General features: G+C 32.0%; 18 protein-coding genes. 1 reads left to right on the plus strand and 17 read right to left on the minus strand.

Features of this window, described 5'->3' with window-relative positions; all coding sequences use genetic code 11:
• Positions 1-59: 59 nt before the first annotated feature.
• The 11 genes from ACY3JJ_RS08960 to ACY3JJ_RS09010 form a co-directional block, all read right to left on the minus strand.
• Positions 60-1,487, minus strand: a complete 1,428-nt coding sequence (locus ACY3JJ_RS08960) for a family 43 glycosylhydrolase (RefSeq protein WP_463091689.1) — start codon at positions 1,485-1,487, stop codon at positions 60-62.
• A 1-nt stretch (position 1,488) separates the two neighbouring features.
• Complete coding sequence (locus tag ACY3JJ_RS08965) at positions 1,489-2,364, minus strand: carbohydrate ABC transporter permease (RefSeq protein WP_463091690.1); 876 nt, start codon at positions 2,362-2,364, stop codon at positions 1,489-1,491.
• Between the two features lie 4 nt (positions 2,365-2,368).
• Positions 2,369-3,274, minus strand: coding sequence for a carbohydrate ABC transporter permease (locus tag ACY3JJ_RS08970; protein WP_463083612.1), 906 nt, complete (start codon positions 3,272-3,274; stop codon positions 2,369-2,371).
• Between the two features lie 31 nt (positions 3,275-3,305).
• Positions 3,306-4,553, minus strand: coding sequence for an extracellular solute-binding protein (locus tag ACY3JJ_RS08975; RefSeq protein ID WP_463091691.1), 1,248 nt, complete (start codon positions 4,551-4,553; stop codon positions 3,306-3,308).
• A 207-nt stretch (positions 4,554-4,760) separates the two neighbouring features.
• A complete protein-coding gene (locus tag ACY3JJ_RS08980; protein WP_463091692.1) occupies positions 4,761-6,245 on the minus strand; it encodes an L-fucose/L-arabinose isomerase family protein in 1,485 nt (494 codons plus the stop codon).
• 18 nt (positions 6,246-6,263) lie between these two features.
• Positions 6,264-6,953 (minus strand): L-ribulose-5-phosphate 4-epimerase, encoded by a 690-nt coding sequence (locus ACY3JJ_RS08985; RefSeq protein ID WP_463091693.1) that lies wholly within the window; start codon positions 6,951-6,953, stop codon positions 6,264-6,266.
• An 18-nt stretch (positions 6,954-6,971) separates the two neighbouring features.
• Positions 6,972-8,510, minus strand: coding sequence for an arabinosylfuranosidase ArfA (arfA, locus tag ACY3JJ_RS08990; protein WP_463091694.1), 1,539 nt, complete (start codon positions 8,508-8,510; stop codon positions 6,972-6,974).
• Positions 8,511-8,532: 22 nt separating this feature from the next.
• Positions 8,533-9,528, minus strand: a complete 996-nt coding sequence (locus ACY3JJ_RS08995; protein ID WP_463091695.1) for a LacI family DNA-binding transcriptional regulator — start codon at positions 9,526-9,528, stop codon at positions 8,533-8,535.
• A 114-nt stretch (positions 9,529-9,642) separates the two neighbouring features.
• Entirely contained in the window at positions 9,643-10,377 is a 735-nt protein-coding gene (locus ACY3JJ_RS09000) for a LamG domain-containing protein (protein ID WP_463091696.1), read from the minus strand.
• Positions 10,378-10,407: 30 nt separating this feature from the next.
• Entirely contained in the window at positions 10,408-11,157 is a 750-nt protein-coding gene (locus tag ACY3JJ_RS09005) for a LamG domain-containing protein (protein WP_463091697.1), read from the minus strand.
• A gap of 275 nt (positions 11,158-11,432) precedes the next feature.
• Positions 11,433-13,904, minus strand: coding sequence for an alpha-L-arabinofuranosidase C-terminal domain-containing protein (locus ACY3JJ_RS09010; RefSeq protein ID WP_463091698.1), 2,472 nt, complete (start codon positions 13,902-13,904; stop codon positions 11,433-11,435).
• Positions 13,905-14,275: 371 nt separating this feature from the next.
• Between ACY3JJ_RS09010 and ACY3JJ_RS09015 the strand changes: the two genes are divergently transcribed.
• Positions 14,276-15,286 carry a LacI family DNA-binding transcriptional regulator gene (locus tag ACY3JJ_RS09015; RefSeq protein WP_463091699.1) on the plus strand — a complete coding sequence of 337 codons (1,011 nt, stop codon included), beginning with the start codon at positions 14,276-14,278 and terminating at the stop codon, positions 15,284-15,286.
• 6 nt (positions 15,287-15,292) lie between these two features.
• Here ACY3JJ_RS09015 and ACY3JJ_RS09020 read toward each other — a convergent pair whose 3' ends face one another.
• The 6 genes from ACY3JJ_RS09020 to ACY3JJ_RS09045 all read right to left on the minus strand — a co-directional run bounded on the left by ACY3JJ_RS09020 (position 15,293) and on the right by ACY3JJ_RS09045 (position 22,410).
• Positions 15,293-16,078, minus strand: coding sequence for an acyl-CoA dehydratase activase (locus ACY3JJ_RS09020; protein WP_463091700.1), 786 nt, complete (start codon positions 16,076-16,078; stop codon positions 15,293-15,295).
• Positions 16,075-17,301, minus strand: a complete 1,227-nt coding sequence (locus ACY3JJ_RS09025) for a 2-hydroxyacyl-CoA dehydratase subunit D (RefSeq protein WP_463091701.1) — start codon at positions 17,299-17,301, stop codon at positions 16,075-16,077. The genes ACY3JJ_RS09020 and ACY3JJ_RS09025 overlap by 4 nt, the downstream gene beginning before the upstream one ends.
• Positions 17,276-18,286 carry a 2-hydroxyacyl-CoA dehydratase family protein gene (locus ACY3JJ_RS09030; protein ID WP_463091702.1) on the minus strand — a complete coding sequence of 337 codons (1,011 nt, stop codon included), beginning with the start codon at positions 18,284-18,286 and terminating at the stop codon, positions 17,276-17,278. The genes ACY3JJ_RS09025 and ACY3JJ_RS09030 overlap by 26 nt, the downstream gene beginning before the upstream one ends.
• Before the next feature lie 24 nt (positions 18,287-18,310).
• Positions 18,311-20,023, minus strand: coding sequence for a ribulokinase (locus tag ACY3JJ_RS09035; RefSeq protein WP_463091703.1), 1,713 nt, complete (start codon positions 20,021-20,023; stop codon positions 18,311-18,313).
• A gap of 65 nt (positions 20,024-20,088) precedes the next feature.
• Positions 20,089-21,489, minus strand: a complete 1,401-nt coding sequence (aglA, locus tag ACY3JJ_RS09040) for an alpha-glucosidase AglA (protein WP_463091704.1) — start codon at positions 21,487-21,489, stop codon at positions 20,089-20,091.
• A 27-nt stretch (positions 21,490-21,516) separates the two neighbouring features.
• On the minus strand, positions 21,517-22,410 hold the full coding sequence (locus ACY3JJ_RS09045) for an AEC family transporter (RefSeq protein ID WP_463091705.1): 894 nt from the start codon (positions 22,408-22,410) through the stop codon (positions 21,517-21,519).
• Positions 22,411-22,468 lie beyond the last annotated feature (58 nt).

A 22,468-nucleotide genomic window follows, 5' to 3' on the forward strand; every position in this document is an offset into this window, starting at 1 on the left:
TATCCTTATTCATAAATTAAAAATAAAGGATAGTCCCTTAGATAGTTTATTTCAAAAAGCTATTTAATCTTTTTTCCCCAAATTGCTATACCTTTTCCACTTAAACCAGTAAAAACAAGAGTAGGTTTCCAATTTTCAAAATCCCATGCTGGTAAAATTTTTACAGTCTCTGATTCATATTTTTGTTGTCTTTCATCCACTACCCATTTAATTTTTAAAGTATTAGGAGACAAAAATTCCCAAATTCCTCTTTTATTATCACCTTCTACATATCCATTATTTAAAAGATTTATCTCTTGTGATTCTGCTTGTATTTTTACATAAGGATCCAATACAATTCTCTCCCAGACACCTATTATTAAACTTTGAGGAATTTCTTGAATTTTCTCTCCTGCATACCTTTCAGGTAATACTACCGGCCATCCATCATCTGTCCATATAATTCTCCTAATATGTAAATACATCCAATTCTTATTTAAAGCAGGCCTAGCATGATGTACTATATACCAGTCATCACCATCCACAAGTACTGAATTATGACCTGGTGCTATCCAACCATCATCATTCTTAAATTTATAACCACCAAGTATCTTAGTACCCACCTCATTAGGAGGAAGTGTTAAATCGGTCATAACATTACCATTATAATCCAAATAAGGTCCTGTAATTCTATCAGATCTTGCAACCCTCACATTATAATCTAAAGATAAAGAATCGTAAGACACAAATAGATAATATTTCTTGAATTTAGGATTATAAATTATATAAGAACCTTCAATTGCACCAGAAACTGTTCCTTTTCTCCTTGCTATATTTACACCAAAGCCCTTTTCTGCTGGTTTTCCATTTCTTTTATCAATTTTAATCAAATATATACCTGTCCAAAAAGATCCATAAGAAAGCCATGTATCTCCATTTTCATCAAAAATTAGACATGGGTCAATAGCATTAACAGGATCACCTTGCTTAGATTTTATAACTAAGCCTTCATCCTTCCATGGTCCTTCTGGATTAGGAGATGTTGCTAATCCAATATATGATTGATTCTTTCCAAAAGTAGATGCAGAATAATAAAGATAGTACTTATTATTAAAGAATTTTACATCAGGAGCCCATAAAGTAGAAGCTCTGCTCCATTCAAAGGCTTCTTGAGGGATACCTTTAAAAACATATTTATCATTGTCAAAAACATATCCTACAAACTGCCAATTTATAAGATCTTTTGATTTTCTTATCTGAATTCCAGGTCTTGGAATTCCATAAGCTTTTACATCAGTAGAGTAAATATAGTACCAACCATTATGAGCCTTAATTATGGAAGGGTCATGAACATTATTAATAGACCATTTCTTTTCATCATTTACAATAGAAGCATCAAATAACTCTATTTTTGGTGGTTCAGGAGGATATAAAATACTCTGAGTATAAACATTTTTACAGGATATAATTAATAACAAAATAGCTATCAATATTATCTTCTTTATCATATCATTTCTCACCTGCACTTAAAGAGATTCCTTGCATTAGATACTTATGGAAAACAATAAATATAATTAAAGTTGGAGCTACTGATACAAAAGCTCCTGCCATTAAAGGTCCAATTCCTCTAAAAGGATCTCCCCAACCCGCACTAAACCTTACCAATGCTATGGGAAGAGTTAATTTTTCAGGAGAGTTCAATACAAGTAAAGGCCATAAGAAACTATTCCAAGATCCTAAAAAGGACATTAAGGCTAAAGTAGTTAAAGCTGGCTTAACATAAGGCAAAACAACAGTAACTAAAAATCTTAATCTGGAACAACCATCAATCCAAGCTGCATCCTCCAATTCTCTTGGAATACCTAACATATACTGTCTTAACAAAAATACTCCAAAAGTACTTCCAAGACCGGGCAATATCAATGCCAAATAATTATCCATAAGCCCTAATCTATGAATAATAAAATATTGAGGCACCAAAAATAATACCCCAGGAAAAGCAAGAATAGCTACATAGCTCCAAAAAATTGCATTTTTTCCTCTAAATCTTAATCTTGATAAAGCATAAGCAGCTGGAGTAGCTATAACAAGACCCAAAAAGGTTGAAATAATTGCCACAAAGAAGCTGTTTATTATCCCCCTCATTACACTTATACCACTGGCAGGTGAAAATACGATCTTATAATTTTCAAGGGTAGGTTCTTGAGGGATCCATCTTGGAGGATTCTCAGTTATAGCAACTTGCGAAGATTTCAAGGATGTAGATAACATCCAAAAAATAGGAATATACCAAATAGCAGCAATTATCCAAAGTATAATTGATAATACTATTCTTTGTAGTTCTTTATTACTCTTTAAGAGTTTCAGCCAGTTTTTTTCTTGCATAATTTCACTCCTCTGCACTTCTAATTGTCTTAGTAAGCATAAAAAGTTGAATCAAAGCAAAAATTAACACAATTGCAAATATATACCATGAAATAGCAGCAGCCTGTCCTAATTCTTGACGAGTAAAACCAATTAAATAGAGATAATAAACCATTGTCCTTGTACTTCCTGCAGGTCCACCTCCAGTAAAGAAATAAACCTGGTCAAATAATCCGAACGCTAAAAGTACTTGTCTTACAACATCAAAAAAGAGTACATTTCTCATCCAAGGAAGAGTTACATTCCAGAAAATTCTCCAAGGACCAGCCCCGTCAATTTTTGCAGCCTCATATTGCTCAGGAGGTATTCTTTGTAAAGCACCAAGATATAGTAAAACACTGAATCCAACAATCCACCATACAGTGGTTATAATTATACAAAGCCATGCTCTGGCAGGAGTCTCAAACCAAGAAATAGCTTCACTAAGAATACCAAATTTTGTAAGATAATAATTTAGAAGACCTGTTGGATAAGATGCATATATCCATTTCCAAGTTGTAAGGATACCAACAGAACCAAAGAATGTGGGAGAAACAAAAGCTATTAATAACCATAATTTACCATAAATCTTTTGGTTAAGTATTAAGGCAATAATCATAGCAACTATAATTACTAACGGTATACTAACAACTGCAAAAATTACTGTATTTTTTACTGCAAGCCAAAATCTATCATCTGTCCAAATACGCACAAAATTCTGAAACCCCACAAAAGTTTTTTGTCCTAAAAGATTCCAATTATAAAAACTTATCTGTATATTTGAGATAAGTGGAATAATAATAAACAAAACAAAAAAGAAAAAGTGGGGGAGCAGGAACCCCCAGTTCCCAAGCTCCCACCACACTTTATTAGAAAAAATTTTCAGTTTCATAGTAGCCATTTCATATCTCTCCCTTATATATTTACCTTGCTGTTGACCAATAATCATCAAGAATCCTCTGCACAGCTTTTTCAGCTCTTTCCATTGCTTGCTCAGGAGTTAATTTTCTTGTTATAAGAACATCCTCTAAATAGACTGCTATTTCATCTAATACTTCAGAAATGTAAGGGAAGAATTGAAATGTTTTTACATATGGTAATTGCTGTGCAACCACATATATATGGGGTAGTTTCTTCTTTAATTCATCAGAAGTAGCTATAGACCTTCTTGAAGGAGTTTGCCCTGCTGCATACCAATCAAGAGCATGATCCCATAAATATTTTACCCATCTCATTGAAGCTTGATATATCTTAGAATCTTGAACCATAACTTCAGGCAAAGCTATAATATGGGAACCACCAAATACTGCTTTTTTAGTACCCACTTGTGGACATGGGGCATACCCAAAATCCTTTCCAAGAGCCTGCAACCATGGGTTTATAGTCCATATTCCAGTAATTAAGACAGAAGTTTGACCTGATTGGAATGGTGGACCAGGATCTACAGCAGCTTTTGGGAAAATACCTCTTTCTTGGAGATCCATAAGGAATTTAAGGGTTTGAACAGCTGCATCTTTAAATGCTGGCTTCTTAAAATCAGGAGTCAAAAGATCTCCACCAAATTGCCAGAGAAAATGAACAAATATCCAAGCCCATGTAGGATTTTCATAGTAAGGTGTTAATCCTTTTGGTGTTATTTTCTTTAAAGCCTCCATTGCCTTAATAAACTCATCCTTTGTTCTTGGAGGCCTCTCAGGGTCAAGCCCTGCTTTTTTGAAATTTGCTTTGTTGTATGCCATGTAAAAAATCCATACATCAAGTGGTATTCCATAATACTTGTTATCTTTAACTAAACCTTCCAATAAATTAGGGTATACATCTTTTATATTCACTCCGTATTTTGCTAATTCTCCTAATGTGAATCCCTTCATTTGATTAAGATACATTGGTAAATCAAACTTTCTAATAAGAAGAACCTGTGGGGCAGACTTGGTAGCTAAACCAGTCGATAACTTTTGCTTATATTCAACTGAACTACCTACAACCATGTGGACCACATTTACATCAGGATTTTCCTTGTTGAAATTCTGTATTATTTGGTCCATATATGCTCCATCAGCACCACTTAATGGGGTCATAAAAGTAATTTGAACTTTGGTTTGCGATGAAGAAATATTGAGAATAAACAGAAGAAGAATCAAAAGGATACTTAGTGGAAGACTCTTTTTCACAGAGGTCACCTCCCATACTTTAATAAAATTTTCATTAAAAATTTTATCAACCAAAAACATAAATGTCAAGTATAAATTTTAAAATCCTTTATTTATCTAAATTTCTTTCTTATATTTAACACATTAATCCTAACCGAAAAGGTTTTCATATAGCTCATCAAAAAGGGGAGCACATATTGATGCTCCCCTTTAGAACCTTATCTCACTCTATTTTAAAAAAGGATTTTCATGAGGATATCTTTCATTGGGTCCTAAATTATAATAAATTTCCTCTATACCAAGTAGTTTCAGCACCTCATAAATATATCTTGCAACATGCTTAAAACCAACTGCAGTGTGATGAGGAAATTTCTTTTCTAACATCACATATCTATAGAATCTTCCCATCTCTCTAATTGCAAAAACACCTATGCTACCAAAAGATCTTGGATCCATATCAAGAATTTCTCCTTCAGCAACATATGAGATTAATCTTGCATCAGGAGTTGCATGTAACCTAAATATGAGCATTTCACCAGGTCTTAATCTTCCTTCTAAAGTACCTCTGGTAATATTAGGCTCCTTATCTGGCTCCATTAATCTATGCATAATCAATTGATATCTCATAGAATAATCAATAAGACAACAAGAAGGAGTGTTTCCACAATGAAATCCCATGAATAGATCTGTAGGTTTATAATCTTTCATTTTATCTTTTTGCTCTTCCATAATATCATAAGGTACAGTATTATTTACATCTAAAAGAGTAGCTGGCATCTCACTGGTAGTATAAACAATATATTCACTAAGTGCACCATAAACATCAACCTCGCAAGCAACAGGGATTCCTCTTGTTGCAAGTCTTGAATTTATATAACAAGGAACAAAACCAAAATATTTCTCAAAGGCCGGCCAACACTTATTTGCAAATATACCAAATTCAGAAGCACCTAAGTTTTTCTCCATAAAATCAATTAATGCAATTTCATATTGAGCTAATTTTCTTAGCAATTCTGGATATTTATTTCCAGTTCCAAGCTCTTTAGCCATATCTTCCATCACTTCAGGAATTCTTGGGTCGTTTTCAGCTCGCTTATATACATCGTAGAGATCTAATTCACTATTCTCCATTATAGATATACCTATATCATATAGGGGTTTTATAGGTGTGTGCATTGTAACAAAATCTTGAGGTCTTGGACCAAAAGAGAAGATCTTTAATTTCTTTAAAGCAAGAATAGTTCTTGCTATTGGTATAAAATCCTTTATCATTTCTGCAATTTCTGAAGGTAAACCCACAGGATAATGTGGTATATAAGCTTTTACATTTCTTAGACCAAGGTTATAACATAAACTTAGAAAACCACAGTAAGCATCTCCTCTACCATTGAATAAATCTTTACCCGTTTCCTCTCCAGCTGCACATACCATAACAGGCCCATCAAAATTTTGAGCAAGCAGAGATGTAGGACCTTCAGGACCAAAATTTCCAAGATAAATTACCAAAGCATTTATCCCTTTTTCTTTAATTTCATTTAATACTTTAACAGTATCATTTTCGTTTTCTATTATTGTTTCCACATTTATTATCGGTATTTCTTTTTTATTACATTCCTCAATTACTTTATTTTTTCTATTACGAGAAAGCTCAATAGGAAAACAATCTCTACTTACAGCTACTATACCAAGTTTCACTTCAGGAACATTTTTCAAAAAAATCACCTCCTTATTTTATTTTTGTCCATAAACCTCATGAAACCTTTTAAACCATTTTTCAATCTCTTCCTTAGGAAGGAGATCAAGTTTACCTATTGTTAAAGCCAAATAACAAGTCTTAGCAATTTCTTCTACCATCACAGCATATTTCAGGGCTTCCGATGGTGTCCTTCCAAAAGTAAAAACACCATGACTTTTTAAAAGCACTACTGGTACAAAAGGTAAGTGCTTCTTTACCCATTCTGGTCTATCCTCTTTATTTATTACTTCTAATAACGCATTACCTACATCTTCTAATGGTAATGGAGAAGCATATCTCGCAACAGGTATTTCTTCACCAAAATAATCTGCATGAGAAGTAAGATAAACAGGAATAGGTTTACCTAATAATGCAAAGCTTGTAGCATAGGGTGAATGAGTATGAACAATACCACCTATATCTTTACGGCCTTTATAAACCACAAGATGTGAAAGAGTATCTACTGAAGGTTTTAAATCTCCTTCCACAATATTTCCTTCAATATCTACCACTACCATCTTTTCTGGTGTTAAATCTTCATATTTTACTCCGCTTGGTTTTATGACTATATATCCTGTCTCAAAATCTCTTCCACTTACATTTCCACTTGTCATAACAACAAGACCATTTTTAGGAAGTTCCATATTCATCTCATATACTTCTTTTCTTAACTTGGGTAACAGCATATTAACTACCCCTTTTCATCAATTTATCTTTTTCAATCTAATAACGTTCCAAGACAATCTTGGAAGTAAAACCTCAAGAATATTATTGTTAACCTTGGCATTATCTGCTAAATGAGGTACAACCTTATCAGGATTTTCAGGGGTATTTCCTTCAAAAGGATCATTGTTTTCATATACTATATTCTCAAGTACTATAAATTTTTCAAACCCCTTCAAGTTATACTCTACCAACAAATCTTCCTTTGCATCTCTATTAACTGCAAATATATTTATCGTATCTTCTTCTTCATCGTATGTTGCAATAGTTTCTATAACAGGCACATCTGTGTAAAGCCTTGAATCATATTTAGGAGAATCTATCTTGGGATTTAGAACTATTCCATGTCCATAATTTGAAGCATGCAAGAAAGGATAATAAATAGTCTGTCTATATGCTATACCACCTTTAACTGTCATTATAGGAGCCAACACATTAACCAATTGAGCTAAACATGCAATTTTAACTCTATCAGCATGTCTTAAAAGTGTTATGATCATACATCCCACAAGTATAGCATCAGCAAAATTATAATCTTCCTCAAGAAGAGGCGGTGCTATCTGCCATGGTTCAATTTTTCTATCTTTATTAAATGAATGATACCACACATTCCATTCATCAAAAGATATATAAATATCTTTCTTAGCTCTTTTAACAGCCTTTACATATTCTATTGTGGATACTACAGTCTTAATAAATCTATCCATATCTAAATTCTTTGCCATAAAACTTGCTAAATCTGGATTATTAGGTAACTCAATAAACTCAGGACCACTTGGAAAATTAGCATAGTAATGTAAAGATACATAATCCACCACATCATATGTATGTTCAAGGACAATTCTCTCCCATTCTGGGAAAGTAGGCATACCAGGACCTGAACTTCCACATACAACAAGTTCTATGTTTGGATCAACCTGCCTCATAACTTTTGCTACTTCTCTTGCCAATCTTCCATATTCATGAGGTAATTTGTGTCCTATCTGCCATTCCCCATCCATTTCATTCCCAAGATTCCAAACTTTTATTTTATGAGGTTCTGGATAACCATGCTTCTTCCTTAAATCACTATAAAATGTACCTCCAGGAAAATTACAATATTCTACTAAATTTCGTGCTTCATCAATACCACGAGTCCCTAAATTTACCGCCATCATTACTTCAGAGCCAACCTTCTTAGTCCAATCTACAAATTCATTTATCCCAACCTCATTTGGTTCTATACTTCTCCAAGCAAGCTCAAGTCTTTTAGGTCTTTGCTCTTTTGGTCCCACACCATCTTCCCAATTGTATCCTGAAACAAAGTTGCCTCCAGGATATCTTATAATTGGAGTTTTAAGGACCTTTACTAACTCAATAACATCTTTTCTAAATCCTTGTTCATCGGCCTGAGGATGACCAGGCTCATAAATCCCTGTATATATAGCTCTTCCTAAATGTTCAATAAAAGACCCATAAATCCTTTTATCTACTTCTGAAATCGTAAAATCTTTATCCAATATAACCTTAGCCTTTTTCATAACATTACAACCTCCTTATATTTTAAGTAGATTCTCTTACCACCAACTTAGGTTTAAAAACCTTTTGAAATAAATGTTTCTCAGCATTTTCAGTATTTAAGATCTCTAAAAGAGCTTCTGCTGCTTTTACACCCATATCATACTTTGATATATCAATAGTTGTAAGAGACGGATTTAATAACTCCGTATAATCTAAATTATCACATCCCACTATAGCAACATCATCAGGTATTCTAAGTTTCATATTTTTTAAAATTTTCATAACTTCTACAGCTATAGAATCACAAAAGCAGAAAATAGCAGTTGGTCTTGTTTTCAAAGAAAAAATATTCTCTATAATAACTTTTAAATCTGAATTTGGATGTAAAGAATAAATAAGTTTCGGATTAATCAATAAACCTGCCTCTCTTAAAGCAGTTTTATATCCTTCTAACCTTAATTTTGCACTAGAGTTTCTCCATGAGTTAAGAAAAAAAATCTTTCTATACCCTCTTTCTATCAAATGTTCTGTGGCCATTTTTCCCACTAAGAAATCATCACAAACTACATAGTTTGTATTTTCATCAGCTGTTCTTCTTGCCACTAATACAAAAGGTATCTGATTCTCACAAAGATATTTTACATTTTGAGATTCATATTCAATAGGAGCTAATATAATGCCATCTACTCTCTGTCCTATTAATGAAAGAATTGCTTCTTTCTCTTTTTTGGGATCCTCGTTGGAGTTATATAAAATTAAATTATACCCTCTTGATACCAGAATGCTTTCTATACCACTTACTAAATTAGCATAAAATGGATTTAATATAGTAGTAATAATTACTCCAATTTTTTTTGTTTTTCCAGATAAAAGACCTCTGGCAAGAGAATTAGGTACATACCCTAATTTTTGTGCAGCCTCCAGAACCCTTTTTCTTGTAGCTGGACTAACCTCCCCTCTATTATTAAGGGCCCTGGAAGCTGTAGCAATTCCAACACCAGCCAATTTTGCAACATCTCTTATTGTAACATGTCTCACTTTAATCTCCCTCTTTTTTTAGTAAAATTTATACTATATTTTTAAAAATTTTTCAATATAAAAATGAGGTAGGAGAAGCTTAGTAACCCCTCCTACCTCATGTAAAAAACATATTTATTGTTTTGTGGCAAGAGACAAAACCTCAGAATCAGTTAGAACACCATTGTAAACTCTTAAATCGTCAATTACTCCTTTAAAAGGTGAATCCCAGTAGTTTACTCCTAAAGCAAAAAGAGCATCTTTTCCTGTGAAAAGATCTGGAAAACCACCACTATCAAATTTCTTTTCACCATTTATATATATCTTAATATTACCATTGTTTACTGTTACTGCAATATGGTACCATCTATCTGTTTCTAATGTATATTCTATCTTACCATCATACCATTCCTGTCCATTATTATAATTTGACCATACCGCAAGTTGACTTGGAGGATTATATAAAGCATGTCCACCTGGAATTATACTTAACCATTCATTTGGTACATCTTTCTTAACTGCACCAAAAAAGACTGGGGTAAAATAGGAAAGGGTCTCTGCATTTAACCAAAGCGATATACTATATTGATAAGTAGATATTAAATTATTAGGCAATAGTATTCCAGAAGCCCCATCTAAATAAACCGCTTTTCCATCAATTCCTACAGTGTAAGTAATATTACCTCCAGGTTCACCTACTTTACCTCCACAAACTTGTCCTTCACCATAGTTTCCTACAGAGTCACTTAAATCTTCCTCAAATTTATAATGGGCCAACAATACTGCAGAAGATGTTGTTATGGGTTTACTACAACCTGATAAAAAAACTATTAATAAAGTTATAATTATTAAGCTAACTATCTTTCTCATACACTTAATTCCCCCTTCATCTACAAAAATCTACTTTCCTAAACTTGCAAGCTCTCTTACCTCTTCATCAGTTAGAACCTTATTATAAATTCTTAGTTCATCAATTTTACCTTTAAAGGGTAGATCCCACCAATTTACTCCTAAAGTTACCACAACTTTATCTCCTCTAAATAAATCTTGTACTTTCTTACCTTCAAATCTTTTTTCTCCATTTATATATACTTTAACTAATCCATTATCTACTGTAACGACAAAGTGATACCATTTCCCAACCTCAAATTTAACATCTGTCCAACCATCAAACCATGCACTTCCAGACCAAAAACCAGCTCTTCCTTCAAATAATGAATGACCTCCGGGGACAATACTTATCCAAGTATCAGAATTTACAGCTGCAAAAAACGCGGTAGTGTAATAGTTTAATTCCTCAGGGTAAATCCAAAGAGCTATAGAATATTCATATGTTTCTATAGACCCTTCATAAAGTAAAACTCCAGAATTTCCATCTAAAACTAATGCCTTACCAACAACTCCATCTCCAAAACTTACTTGTCCACCTGTTTGATCAACTTTAGGACCAATAACTTTACCCTCTCCTAACAAACCATTAGCGTCTCTTAAATCTCCATCAAAAGGATAATAAGCCACTAATCCTTTGGGAAGTTCAAGCCTTTGTGGTATCTGTTGAATTTGTTGTAAAGATGTTTCTCCTGTTTTATTACATCCTGCAATCAGCAACAACATAACTAAAACTCCTAATACACTTATTGCTTTTTTCATCTTTAAAACCCCCTTTAAATTAATATTTAATTTTAAAACTATATCTTTTATAAACACCATAGAATTGAAAAATCTTTCAAATATCACCTCCCCCTGTTATTCAATTTCTGGAAAGGTTTCCATATACATATAAAAATAAAATTTTCAATAAAAACTATATCATTTTATAATCTTTGTTAATAAAATTTTTATTTAAATTTTAACCCCATACTTTTAAATAGTCAATAGGAAGATAAGGGGGATTACAAAATCCCCCTCAATATGAATTAACAAACTTATTTTTTCTTTATCCTAATAATAGTCAAAGAATACTTAGGAAATTCGTAAACAAAATTATCTCCAACTCCACTAAAGGTCATAATTTGAGGGAAAATCTTTTTAGGATTATCCATAGAATTTTCATCTTTTAAATCATTAGAAGTTAAAACAATTACCTCTGCAACAGGTAATATAGCCTTTTTAGAAATTCCTTTTAAAGAAATATTAAGCTTTTTATTTTCTTCTGAAATATTAACCACCTTTAATACTACATCTCCATTTGTATCCTCCACAGCACTAGCATAAATTTCTTTCTTTTCCATTTCGTCCTCTACATCGTGAACCAATACTCCGTCAAGGTAACAACGAATTCTATTCCCATTTACTTCGATCTTGATATCATACCATTTATCTTCTATCACTCTAATATTAGCTGAATTTCCTACTATACTTTTTATACCATTTACAGATTTTTCTATTGCAGTATAAGAATTTCCCCAACCTCCTATATTCCACCAGTAGAAATTATCAAAATCTTTTACACCAAACATTATAAGGAATCCTTCTCTCCCAGAATTTTTCTTTGCCTTTACATGAATAGTATAATTTTTCCATTCTTTATTTCCTGTTATAGTGAAACAATTCTCAGAAAGAGTAGATTGAGAGAATACACCATTCCTTTGTGTCCATATACCTCTAAAAACAATCCAATTTTTCATAGTATCTTTAAAATTATCCTCATAAAGTACGCTTCGAGTAATATTATCTATTATTGTTAAATCTTTATATTCAACTGCTGTTTGCCAAGATCCTAATCCTATCATTCCTGTAATATTCATTTTAGAAGGATCTGCTTGAATATTTAAATTCATAGGTAAGATATATTTCCCTCTATTGTCATTTAGCATCTTAATTACATAATAATTAGGTGTAGCATACGAAGATTTATTATCAAACCATATAAGATTTGGTTGCCATTGACTTGCTCCTTCTTTTCCAAATAGAGGTGCATAAGAAATCATTTTTACTACATCCGAATATTTCTCAATATTTATAAGATATGCGGCTTCTGATAATGCAGACTCTAAATTATTTCTTCTTCCTTTCCCATGGGCAGCATATTCTCCTACAAACACTTTATAATTTTTATCATAGTTGGCATATCTATCAGTATTAGATAAGAACCAATCAGGTGCCATATAATAATGCTCATCCACTAAATCTGCTTTTCCTTTACTCTTAACCCAATTCCACCCATCATCAAAAATTTTACCACTTGGAGAAGGACCTACCCCAAAAATTACATTTATATTGGGGTATTTTCTCTTTATAGCATCATAAAACTTCTCATATCTCACATAATAATAGTATCCCCACTGCTCATTTCCTATCTCTATAAATTTCATATTAAAAGGTTCAGGATGCCCAAGTTGAGCTCTTATAGCTCCCCATTTTGTATTTACCGAACCATTGGCAAATTCTATTAAATCTAAAGCATCTTGTATATACTCATCAAGTTTATCCAAAGGAACCATATCATTTGGGCCACTTCCTTGAAAAGCCATACCACAATTTATAACAGGCACAGGTTCCGCTCCTATATCTTCACAAAATAAAAAATATTCATAAAATCCTAAACCTAAACTCTGGTAATATCCCCAAAAGTTTGGTATTGTAGGTCTCTCAGATGGATCACCAATAGTCTTCTTCCAACGATAAGCATCAGCCATTGTTCTTCCTTGTACTAAACATCCCCCTGGAAATCTAACAAAGGAAGGCTTCAGATCTGCAACTAACTTTGCTAAATCATATCTAAGACCGTTTTTTCTACCTTTCCATGTGTTTTGAGGGAATAAAGATATAAAATCCAAATCTAATATTCCTTTGTGATTAACAGTAATTACAAACCTTCCATCTTCTATCTCATTCTCACAAGTTACTGTTTTTTCATATTTTTGCCAATTTTTTCCGATTCCTTCTATAATTCCTCTAAATCCAATATTACCTTTCCTATCCGATACTTCAAATAAAATATTTTTTATACTATCATCTGGACTTCTGGCATAAAGAGCAACTCTATAATTTTCTCCCTTTTTTACAGTAATACCATGATATCCTTGGTTAGAAATAAGTACTCCTTTATCAATACTACTTATAACAATTCGTAAATATGTGGGGTTTTTAGAACTTATAGGATTATTCTTTTCAATAATATATCCAGCTTTATCTTTACCCAACGAATTTATAGACCAACTATGTAAAGGGGTAGGAAATTCAAATGATCTATTTTGAATTAGCTCCGCATATAATCCTCCGTCACCAGCGTAATTAATGTCTTCAAAAAAAACTCCATATAATATAGGACTAATTTCTATTCCTCTTTTTGAAGTATCAACTTCTAATGTATCGATATTTTCAGACCCTAATTCTATACTCAACATTAAAAGCATACATATAGAAAGTAACAACATTATTTTTTTAAATCTCATTTTTTACCTCCTTTTATACTAATTTATGGAAACCTTTCCGGAATAAAGTATATTAATAACTTTACATTGTCTATATATGCTATTATTGTAATTTAAACATCCATACTCTTATAAAATTAAACTTGAACAAAGAAACCACCAAAATTTTAAAAAATATCTATATTCATATTAACGTTAATTGCATCAAAATCTTACCCTTAAAAAATTTTAACTTTACATTCATCTTACTATACATCTTTATTTTTCACTAAAACTTTTACTAAATAATATAAACTTAAAATTTCTTAAAGTCAAGAGTAAATGTTGACTAAAAAGAAAAAAAATAGTATAGTTTAAAATAAAATTTTATTAATTCAACAAAAGGGATTACCATGAAACAAGAGGAGATAAAAAAGAAAGTAAAACTTAAAGATATAGCTAAAGCAGCTGGGGTTTCTATCTCAGCTGTATCCTTTGCTCTTAATAATAAGGGTTCATTAAATCCAGAAACTAAAATGAAGATATTGAAAATAGCCCAAGAATTAGGTTATGCTCCAGAAAGAGAATGTAAAAAAACATATACAATAGGTTTAGTTATAAGTGATGTAACAAATCCTTTCTATCCTGCTGTAGTGATTGGAGTAGAAAATGTACTCTTAAAGCATGGATACAGCTTATTTTTATGTAATACAGACTATGATCCAGACCTTGGATGTACTTCTATAAAAAGATTTATTGATAGAAATGTTGATGGTGTAATTATAATGACAAATAGATTAGATGATTCAGTTATAGAACTTCTCAAGCTTAATAGAATTCCGGTAGTAGTTTTTGATAGAAATATTGAGGGATTAGATGTAAGCGGACTTTTAGTAGATTTTCAGTCAGGAATATCTGAAGCAGTAACTCACTTAGTTAATTTAGGTCATACAGATATTGCTATAATAACAGGACCATTAGATTTAGAAACTGCTCAAGCGAGGCTTAGGGCTTTTAAAATGGCTCTTAAAAGATACCATATTGATTTACCAGAGGATAGAATATTTGAGGGAGATTTTAAAATGAGAAGTGGAGAAGAAGCTATGAGGAAAATACTAAAGCTAGATCCAAGACCAACAGCAGTTTTTGCTTCCAACGATATGATGGCAATAGGAGCTTTAAGAGAAGCTCAAAATCAAGGCTTAAAAATACCAGATGATATATCCATTGTAGGATTAGATGATATTATGATGGCTTCCTATGTAAACCCTCCTCTTACTACTGTGGTTTTTCCTCAACAAGAAGTAGGCTCTAAAGCAGCTGAACTAATATTGAGACTCATTGAAAAGGGAGAAAAAGTAGTATCTTATATTCACACATACCTTGTAGTGAGAAAATCTACTGGACCAGCCCCTATAAGATAAAGGAAATTACATTTCTCTGGCAAAAAGTGCAGCTCCTAATGCTCCCATTATTTGTGGTTCTTCAGGAACATACACATTTAACCCAAGTAAATTTTCAAGAGCTTGAACTACACCCTTGTTTTTAGCCACACCACCACTCATAACTATATCTTTATCTACACCTGCCCTTTTTGCTAATGATAATGCCCTTTTGGCCGCTGAATAATTTAAGCCTTTTATTATTTTTTCTTTTTCAATACCTTCTGTAATCAGTGTTATTACTTCCGACTCAGCAAAAACAGTACATATATTAGTTATCTCAATATAATCAGAAACCATATTGTGAATATGTCCAAAATTTTTTAGATCTTCCTGAAGAACTTTTGCCATAATCTCTAAAAATCTCCCAGTTCCTGCAGCACATTTATCATTCATAACAAAATCAACAACTACCCCATTTTTTCCTACTTTTATAACTTTAGAATCTTGTCCTCCAATATCTATTATTGTTCTTGCATTTGGGAAAATAAAACTTACTCCTTTAGCATGACAAGATATCTCTGTCTTAGTCTTATCCGTAAAATTAACCTTTACCCTTCCATATCCTGTTGCCACAATACTTTTTATCTCTTCCATTCTTATACCATGCTTATCCAATATGTCATTTATAAGCCCCAATGCCGTTTTATTTCCATCTGGACCAGTCTCCTGTATACCATAATCAATAATCTCAGTTTTATCAAAACCCCTATCAGATATTAAAACAATCTTAGTAGTTGTAGATCCAATATCAACACCTAAGTAGTAATTCATGATATCACCTCAAAAAAAGCCTCCAAACGTGTTTTTATTTGCTCTTTCGGAAAATTAGTTTCATCAATTAGATCTCCGTCTATAACTATTGTAGGAATACCCTCTTCCATAAATTTTCTTCTTAATAAATAAGAGGGTACTGATCCTTGTCTACAACCCCATTGATTAAAAATTATTATGCCATCAGCCTTATATTTATTTACATTCTCTGTACCCAATTTAAATTTCTCCTCTAAAGTAGAAAAAGCCTTAAGATTAAGCATTTTTTTGGCTAACGATTCAAAGGGATTATTTTCATCTAAAATCTCCCAAGATATAGATGTGGATTCTTCAAATACAATATAAGCTCCTTTTTCTCTCATCCACAAAAAGAAATCGGTTTTAAAATAAGGGCCAAGATGCATCCAATATAATCTAATTTTAGGTTTTAATTCTTTACCTTCTTCTATTCTCCTCTTTATCTCGTCTCTTAAAGTTTTAAAAAATAGAACCCCATGCTTAGAACCAAAGGATGAAAAAATCATAGCTGCAAAATCAAGAAAATCTTTGCCATCCATAACAGTATGATCACTCCTTAGTTCTTTAACCTCTTCAAAATATTTATATGCTTCATTAGAAAGGTGTATAGTCTTTTTTAATTTATCATTTGCATCTTTTATATTCAACCTTTTAGACATGTAATAATATAATTCCTCAAGATTTTCAGCTAAGTGATCTATTTTATCGTAAGAATCTAGGACAAGAAGTTCTCCTCCTTTTAATCTGCTAATAATATTAAAAGAATATATAGGAGAATGACATGGTTTAGTATAAGTTACAAGATAATCAGGATTAGGGAAAATATTAAGTTTTGCCAAACCTATAATTCCCCTGTGCACACTACATACATCTGCTGCACTCACAACTTCTTCGCTCTCTTGAAGGGGCCTCCTTATTAAACCCATAGCCCCTAGAAAACCAGATGCTACCTCAGGAAGTAATGGATACAAATCTAAAGCATAGAAAATTTCTGTTGGTGTGAAAATATTTACCATTACTACTTTTTTCTTATTACTATAGATAGAACGTACCAAATCTATAGCATAAAGATAAGAAACCTTTGTAACATGCTCATTTTTATATCTTTTAAGTACAAATGCTTCTGCTCCCCAAAATACTGGACTAAAATTTAATAGCTTTTTTAATAGGTCATTTTTTTCATGTATTATTTTCTCTATGTTCATATAACATCTCCATAAAAGCTTCTATACGTGTCCTAATTTGTTCTTTGGAAGAAAGGGTATAATCATCGTCAATGATAAGAGTCGGTATATTATTCTCTTTTAGAAATTTCTTCAATAAACCTCCATGATATATGATAGGATCACAATATTTTAGAGTGTAAATTATTACACCATCTATTTTATCCTTTATAACAAAAATTTTTTCTAACCTTTTATTTAAACTCAGATCTCTTATACAAGACATTTTATTAAGATAATGAAAAGAAATATTATAATAAGGATCATCTTTATAAGATTCTATCCTTTCCAGATTTTTATTACCAAAACATGAGTCAATATATTCCACCTTAATCCCAAATTGTTCTAAGTAATCGATAAAACTAACTGGAATCATAGAAGCTAATAGGTAAACTTTTATTCTATATTCATAATCTTTTTCCTTTTCTATATAAGCCTCTCCAGAAGAAATATAGAAGTAAGATAAGAATGAACAACTATTTGAGTGGCAAATTATTTTTTCTCTTAAATTATTAAAATAAGAAACACTTTCTAATATTTTATCTTCAGATTTTCCATTTAAAAAATTCTTATAAAGATCTCTCAATTCTTCAGAGAAATATAATACATCTTCTTCTCTCCTATCAAAGGGAATTTTTAAAAAATATGCATCTTTAACTATTCCCAATTCTTTCCAACATTCATAAATTCTCTTTGAAGAATCACAGCTATCTGTAACAACTACTTTTTCAAGGGTTATATCTTCCCTTAAAAGAAATTCACTTATATTTTTAAGATATGGACAAAAGTATTTAGGAAAATAAGAATCTACTCTCTCTGGATACAAAGAATCATAAGTTAATAATAGTGGTTTGAAACCTGAAGCGTGAATAATCTCAGGGGGGATATATGAGCACATATACCCCACATATCCCCCTCTTTTAATCTCATTTTTCAAAAATTCATTATATCCATATATATCTCCCATTAAATGGTATTATATCATAAAGTATTACTTTACTCCTTTAACTTTATCTCTTATTTCAATAAGATCTTTCATAACATGATATAGGTTATAGGATGCTTCTTTTGTACCAAATATGTCATGTAATTCTTTATAAAGATTATATAATCTATTATATATCTCTCTATCTTCTTTCCTTGGATTATAAACTACGTCCTTCACTCTACAAATAGCTTTCTGGGCTTCTTCCACATTTCTATAGCCACTTCTCTCATACCCCGCTGCAACTGTCCCAAATATGGCAGCCCCAAGAGCCGGAGTCTGAGAAGAGTAAGATATTTTTATAGTTTTACCTAAAACATCAGCATAAATCTGCATTATAAAAGGATTCTTTTCAGGAATTCCCCCACAAGCTATAACTTCATTTACTTTTACTCCATATTCTTCAAATCTTTCCATAATCACTCTCGCCCCAAAAGCTGTAGCTTCAATCAATGCTCTATATATTTCTTCAGGACGGGTATGTAAAGTCTGTCCTATAAGAAGCCCTGTTAGTTTTGCATCCACAAGAACAGTCCTATTACCATTATTCCAATCAAGGGCTAAAAGCCCACTTTCTCCAGTCTTTAATCTTTGAGCATGCTCAGTCAACAATTGATGAAGATCCTTACTTCGGGCTTCCTCTCCAAAATATTCTCTTGGAGTTAAGTATTTAACAAACCAGTTAAATATATCACCTACTGCCGATTGTCCAGCCTCCAATCCATAATATCCAGGAAGTATAGATCCATCTACAATACCACATAGACCTGGTATATCAGGAATTTTCTCAGTGTTAGGAACAACCATCATATCACATGTAGAAGTACCTATAACCTTTACAAGAATACCTGGCTTTATACCTGCTCCAACTCCTCCCATGTGTGCATCAAAAGCACCAACTGCTACTACCACATCTCCCCTTAGTCTAAATTTTTCTGCATAATAGGGAGAAATAGTACCAAATGGTATATCAGAAGTATAAGCTTTATCATAAAGTCTGTCTCTTAAATCAGCAAGCCTTGGGTGTAATTTTCCTAAAAACTCTTTGCTTGGAAGTCCACCCCATTCAGGATTATACATAGCCTTATGACCTGCTGCACATACGCTCCTCTTTATTTCCTCTGGTTTCTGTTTACCTGTAAGCACTCCTGGTATAAAATCACATATCTCTACCCATGTATAAGCAGAATCAAAAACCTTAGGGTCTACCCGTAAACAGTGAAGAATCTTTGAAAAGAACCATTCCGATGAATATACTCCTCCATACTTTCTCAGGTAAGGATATCCTCCCTCGTTAGCTAATCTCGTGATTTCCTCAGCCTCTTCATAACTGGAATGGTCCTTCCAAAGCCATGCTAAAGCGTTAATATTATCTTTAAACTCATCGTAAAAAGCTAATGGTATTCCCTCTCTATCTACTGGAAGTGGTGTACTACCAGTGGTATCAATTCCTATTCCTATAACATCTTCTCTTTTGAATTCTTTATTATTTTTTTCAGCCTCTATGAGAGCCCCCTCTATAGAAACCTCCAAGCCCTTTATATAATCCGCTGGGTGCTGTCTTGCCACATTGGGATTTTTAGGATCGAGAATAATTCCTGCCTCTCCATGTTCATAATTAAAAACGTAAGACCCTAATTCTTCTCCTGTATTGATATCAACCACTAAAGCTCTAACAGAGTTAGTACCATAATCAAGCCCTATAGCATATTTTCCCATAAAACACACCTCCTTCTATATTTTTACTAATAATTTTACTAAAAAAAATTAATAAACAAAATACCTCAATAGTTTAAATATTCTTTTAATTCATAATTAAAAGATTGATCCAATATTTCATTTAAAACCTCTTTTACCTGCTCATAAGATTTTGTTCTTGGATCTCTCACTAATATCTCCTCAAGAACTTTAATATCTCTTGATAAAAAACCTTCAAGGACCCATTCCATTCGTAGAATTCTTGGTAATAAATAAAATATTTTTATTCTTTGAGTCAAATCCGGATCTATTTTTTCATAGTGTATTCCCTCTTTATCCACCCATACAGGCACCTCTACTATCACATCATCAGGTATTCCTGAGATAGTCCCATTATTTGGAACATTTAAAATTAACCTCTTTTTATCTCCAAAAGTTATACCATTCATAAAGTGAATATGTTGTTCACCGCTTAATTTATCTTTATTAAATATTTCAGGCCAAAGTTTAAGAAGTTTAATATCTCTACTTTTCTCAACTTCATTGGCCAATTCAATCATTCTTCTTCTCCCAAATCTCAATTGTTCATGAAATTTATGCCTTTCAACCTCATTATCTATGCCTCCAAATTTACCATACCATCTTTTTTTAGTTTCAAGATTATAATTGTATTTCCAAGTACCATTTCTACATGTATCACCAATGGGCAGCATCCCATAAAACTTATACATATCAAGAGACGCTGGACTCATCTGTAAATCCCAAGGATTCTTAGGTTCCCACTTCGATAATTTTTCTTCCATCCATTTATCAAGAAGATGATAAGCATTCTCTCCCTTATATAAAAATCTATTCAAAAATATACCATGATTCACACCAGCAACCTGCCATTCTACATCCTTAGTATCAAGACCAAGAGTATTGAATACTTCAAAAACTCCATTAAAACCGTGACATATACCTACAACCTTTATATCTGTAACGCGCGTTAAAAGCTGTGTTATTTCAAATACTGGATTTGCTGTCTGCAAAAGCCAAGCAGATGGTGCATATTTCTTTATATTATTAGCTATGTCAAGGGCCAATTTCATATCGTAATAAGAAATTAAAACATAAGTGTAAGTAGATACCATATTCAATTCCTGACTATCAATACCCCTATAATAACCATGCTTCTCGCCAATCTTTGTAACAATATCGTACTTTACAAAACCATCATCATGTTCTTTTGGAAAAGGATTTGCTGTATTTATAACAAAATCTGCTCCTTCTATACCCTCTTCAAGCTTTGCTGTCTTCTCAAAATTTAAATCCACTCCAAGCTCTTCTACATATTTCTTTGCTAAAATATAAGAGGCTTTTAATCTTTCCTCGTGAATATCAACCAATGATATGGTAGAACCATGAAAATTTGGGGTCTTTGCAATATCACCTATAATCTGCATTGAAAATCTTATACTTCCTGAACCTATAATTGTAAATTTCATATAGACATCCCCCTTTGAGCTATTTTTTTATTTAAAAATTATAAGGAAGAAAGTTCCAATTAATATGGTTAAAGAAACATATAAAGAGGCAAATCTTGAATTTAATCCCATTTCATTTGAATAAATTACAACTACTAAAGGTGCTGGTAACAAAACTCCCAAGGAAATAATCCTAATAAATAGAGAATCCTCTAAAAATCCCCTCAAAAAAATAGCAAATAATATTCCAGGTATAAATCTTATAACAAGGCCATAAAATAAAGCCTCTATCTCTTTCTTATCCAATTTAAAATCAAGAAAATAACCGATTGTAAAAAGGGCAAGCGTAAAATTAGATAAAGATAAATAATTTAATATGGAAATAAAAATTGAAGGAAAATTTACTTTCAATAGATTTAAAACGAGAGATACAAAATATACATCCAATGGAAAAAATAATAACACCTTCTTAATCACATTTTTAACTTCAGAAAGAGACCAATTTCCCTCTGAGAGAATAGACAAAGCATATGATAATCCAAAAACTATAAAAGAGTTTCCTATATCAAACATGGCCATATATAAAAGTCCCTCATCTCCGTAAAAACTTCTTATAAAAGGATAAGAAAAAAGCCCCACATTATACCCACAGATACCAATAAGCAAAGTCCATCTCAAATTATTATCTAATTTCTTATTTCTTAAAAAAATAAAACCAATTATAAATACGACTATTCCAAAAGAAAATGAAATAAAAGGCAAAAAAAAGATATCATGGCTTATATAAGATGTTAAAAATACTTTAAGAATAGTAGCGGGAAGTGTAATATATATTACGAATCTACTTAAAGTTGATCCTGCCTCGGAAGGAAGTATTTTTATTTTCTTTATAAAATATCCCAGAAATATGATAAATATGTTTGTTATTATATTTTCTGCCATATCTTAATACTATTTTGACTAAATATTAAAAGAATTATACCATTTATAATAAAAGGAG

Source organism: Dictyoglomus sp. DH (assembly GCF_055181375.1).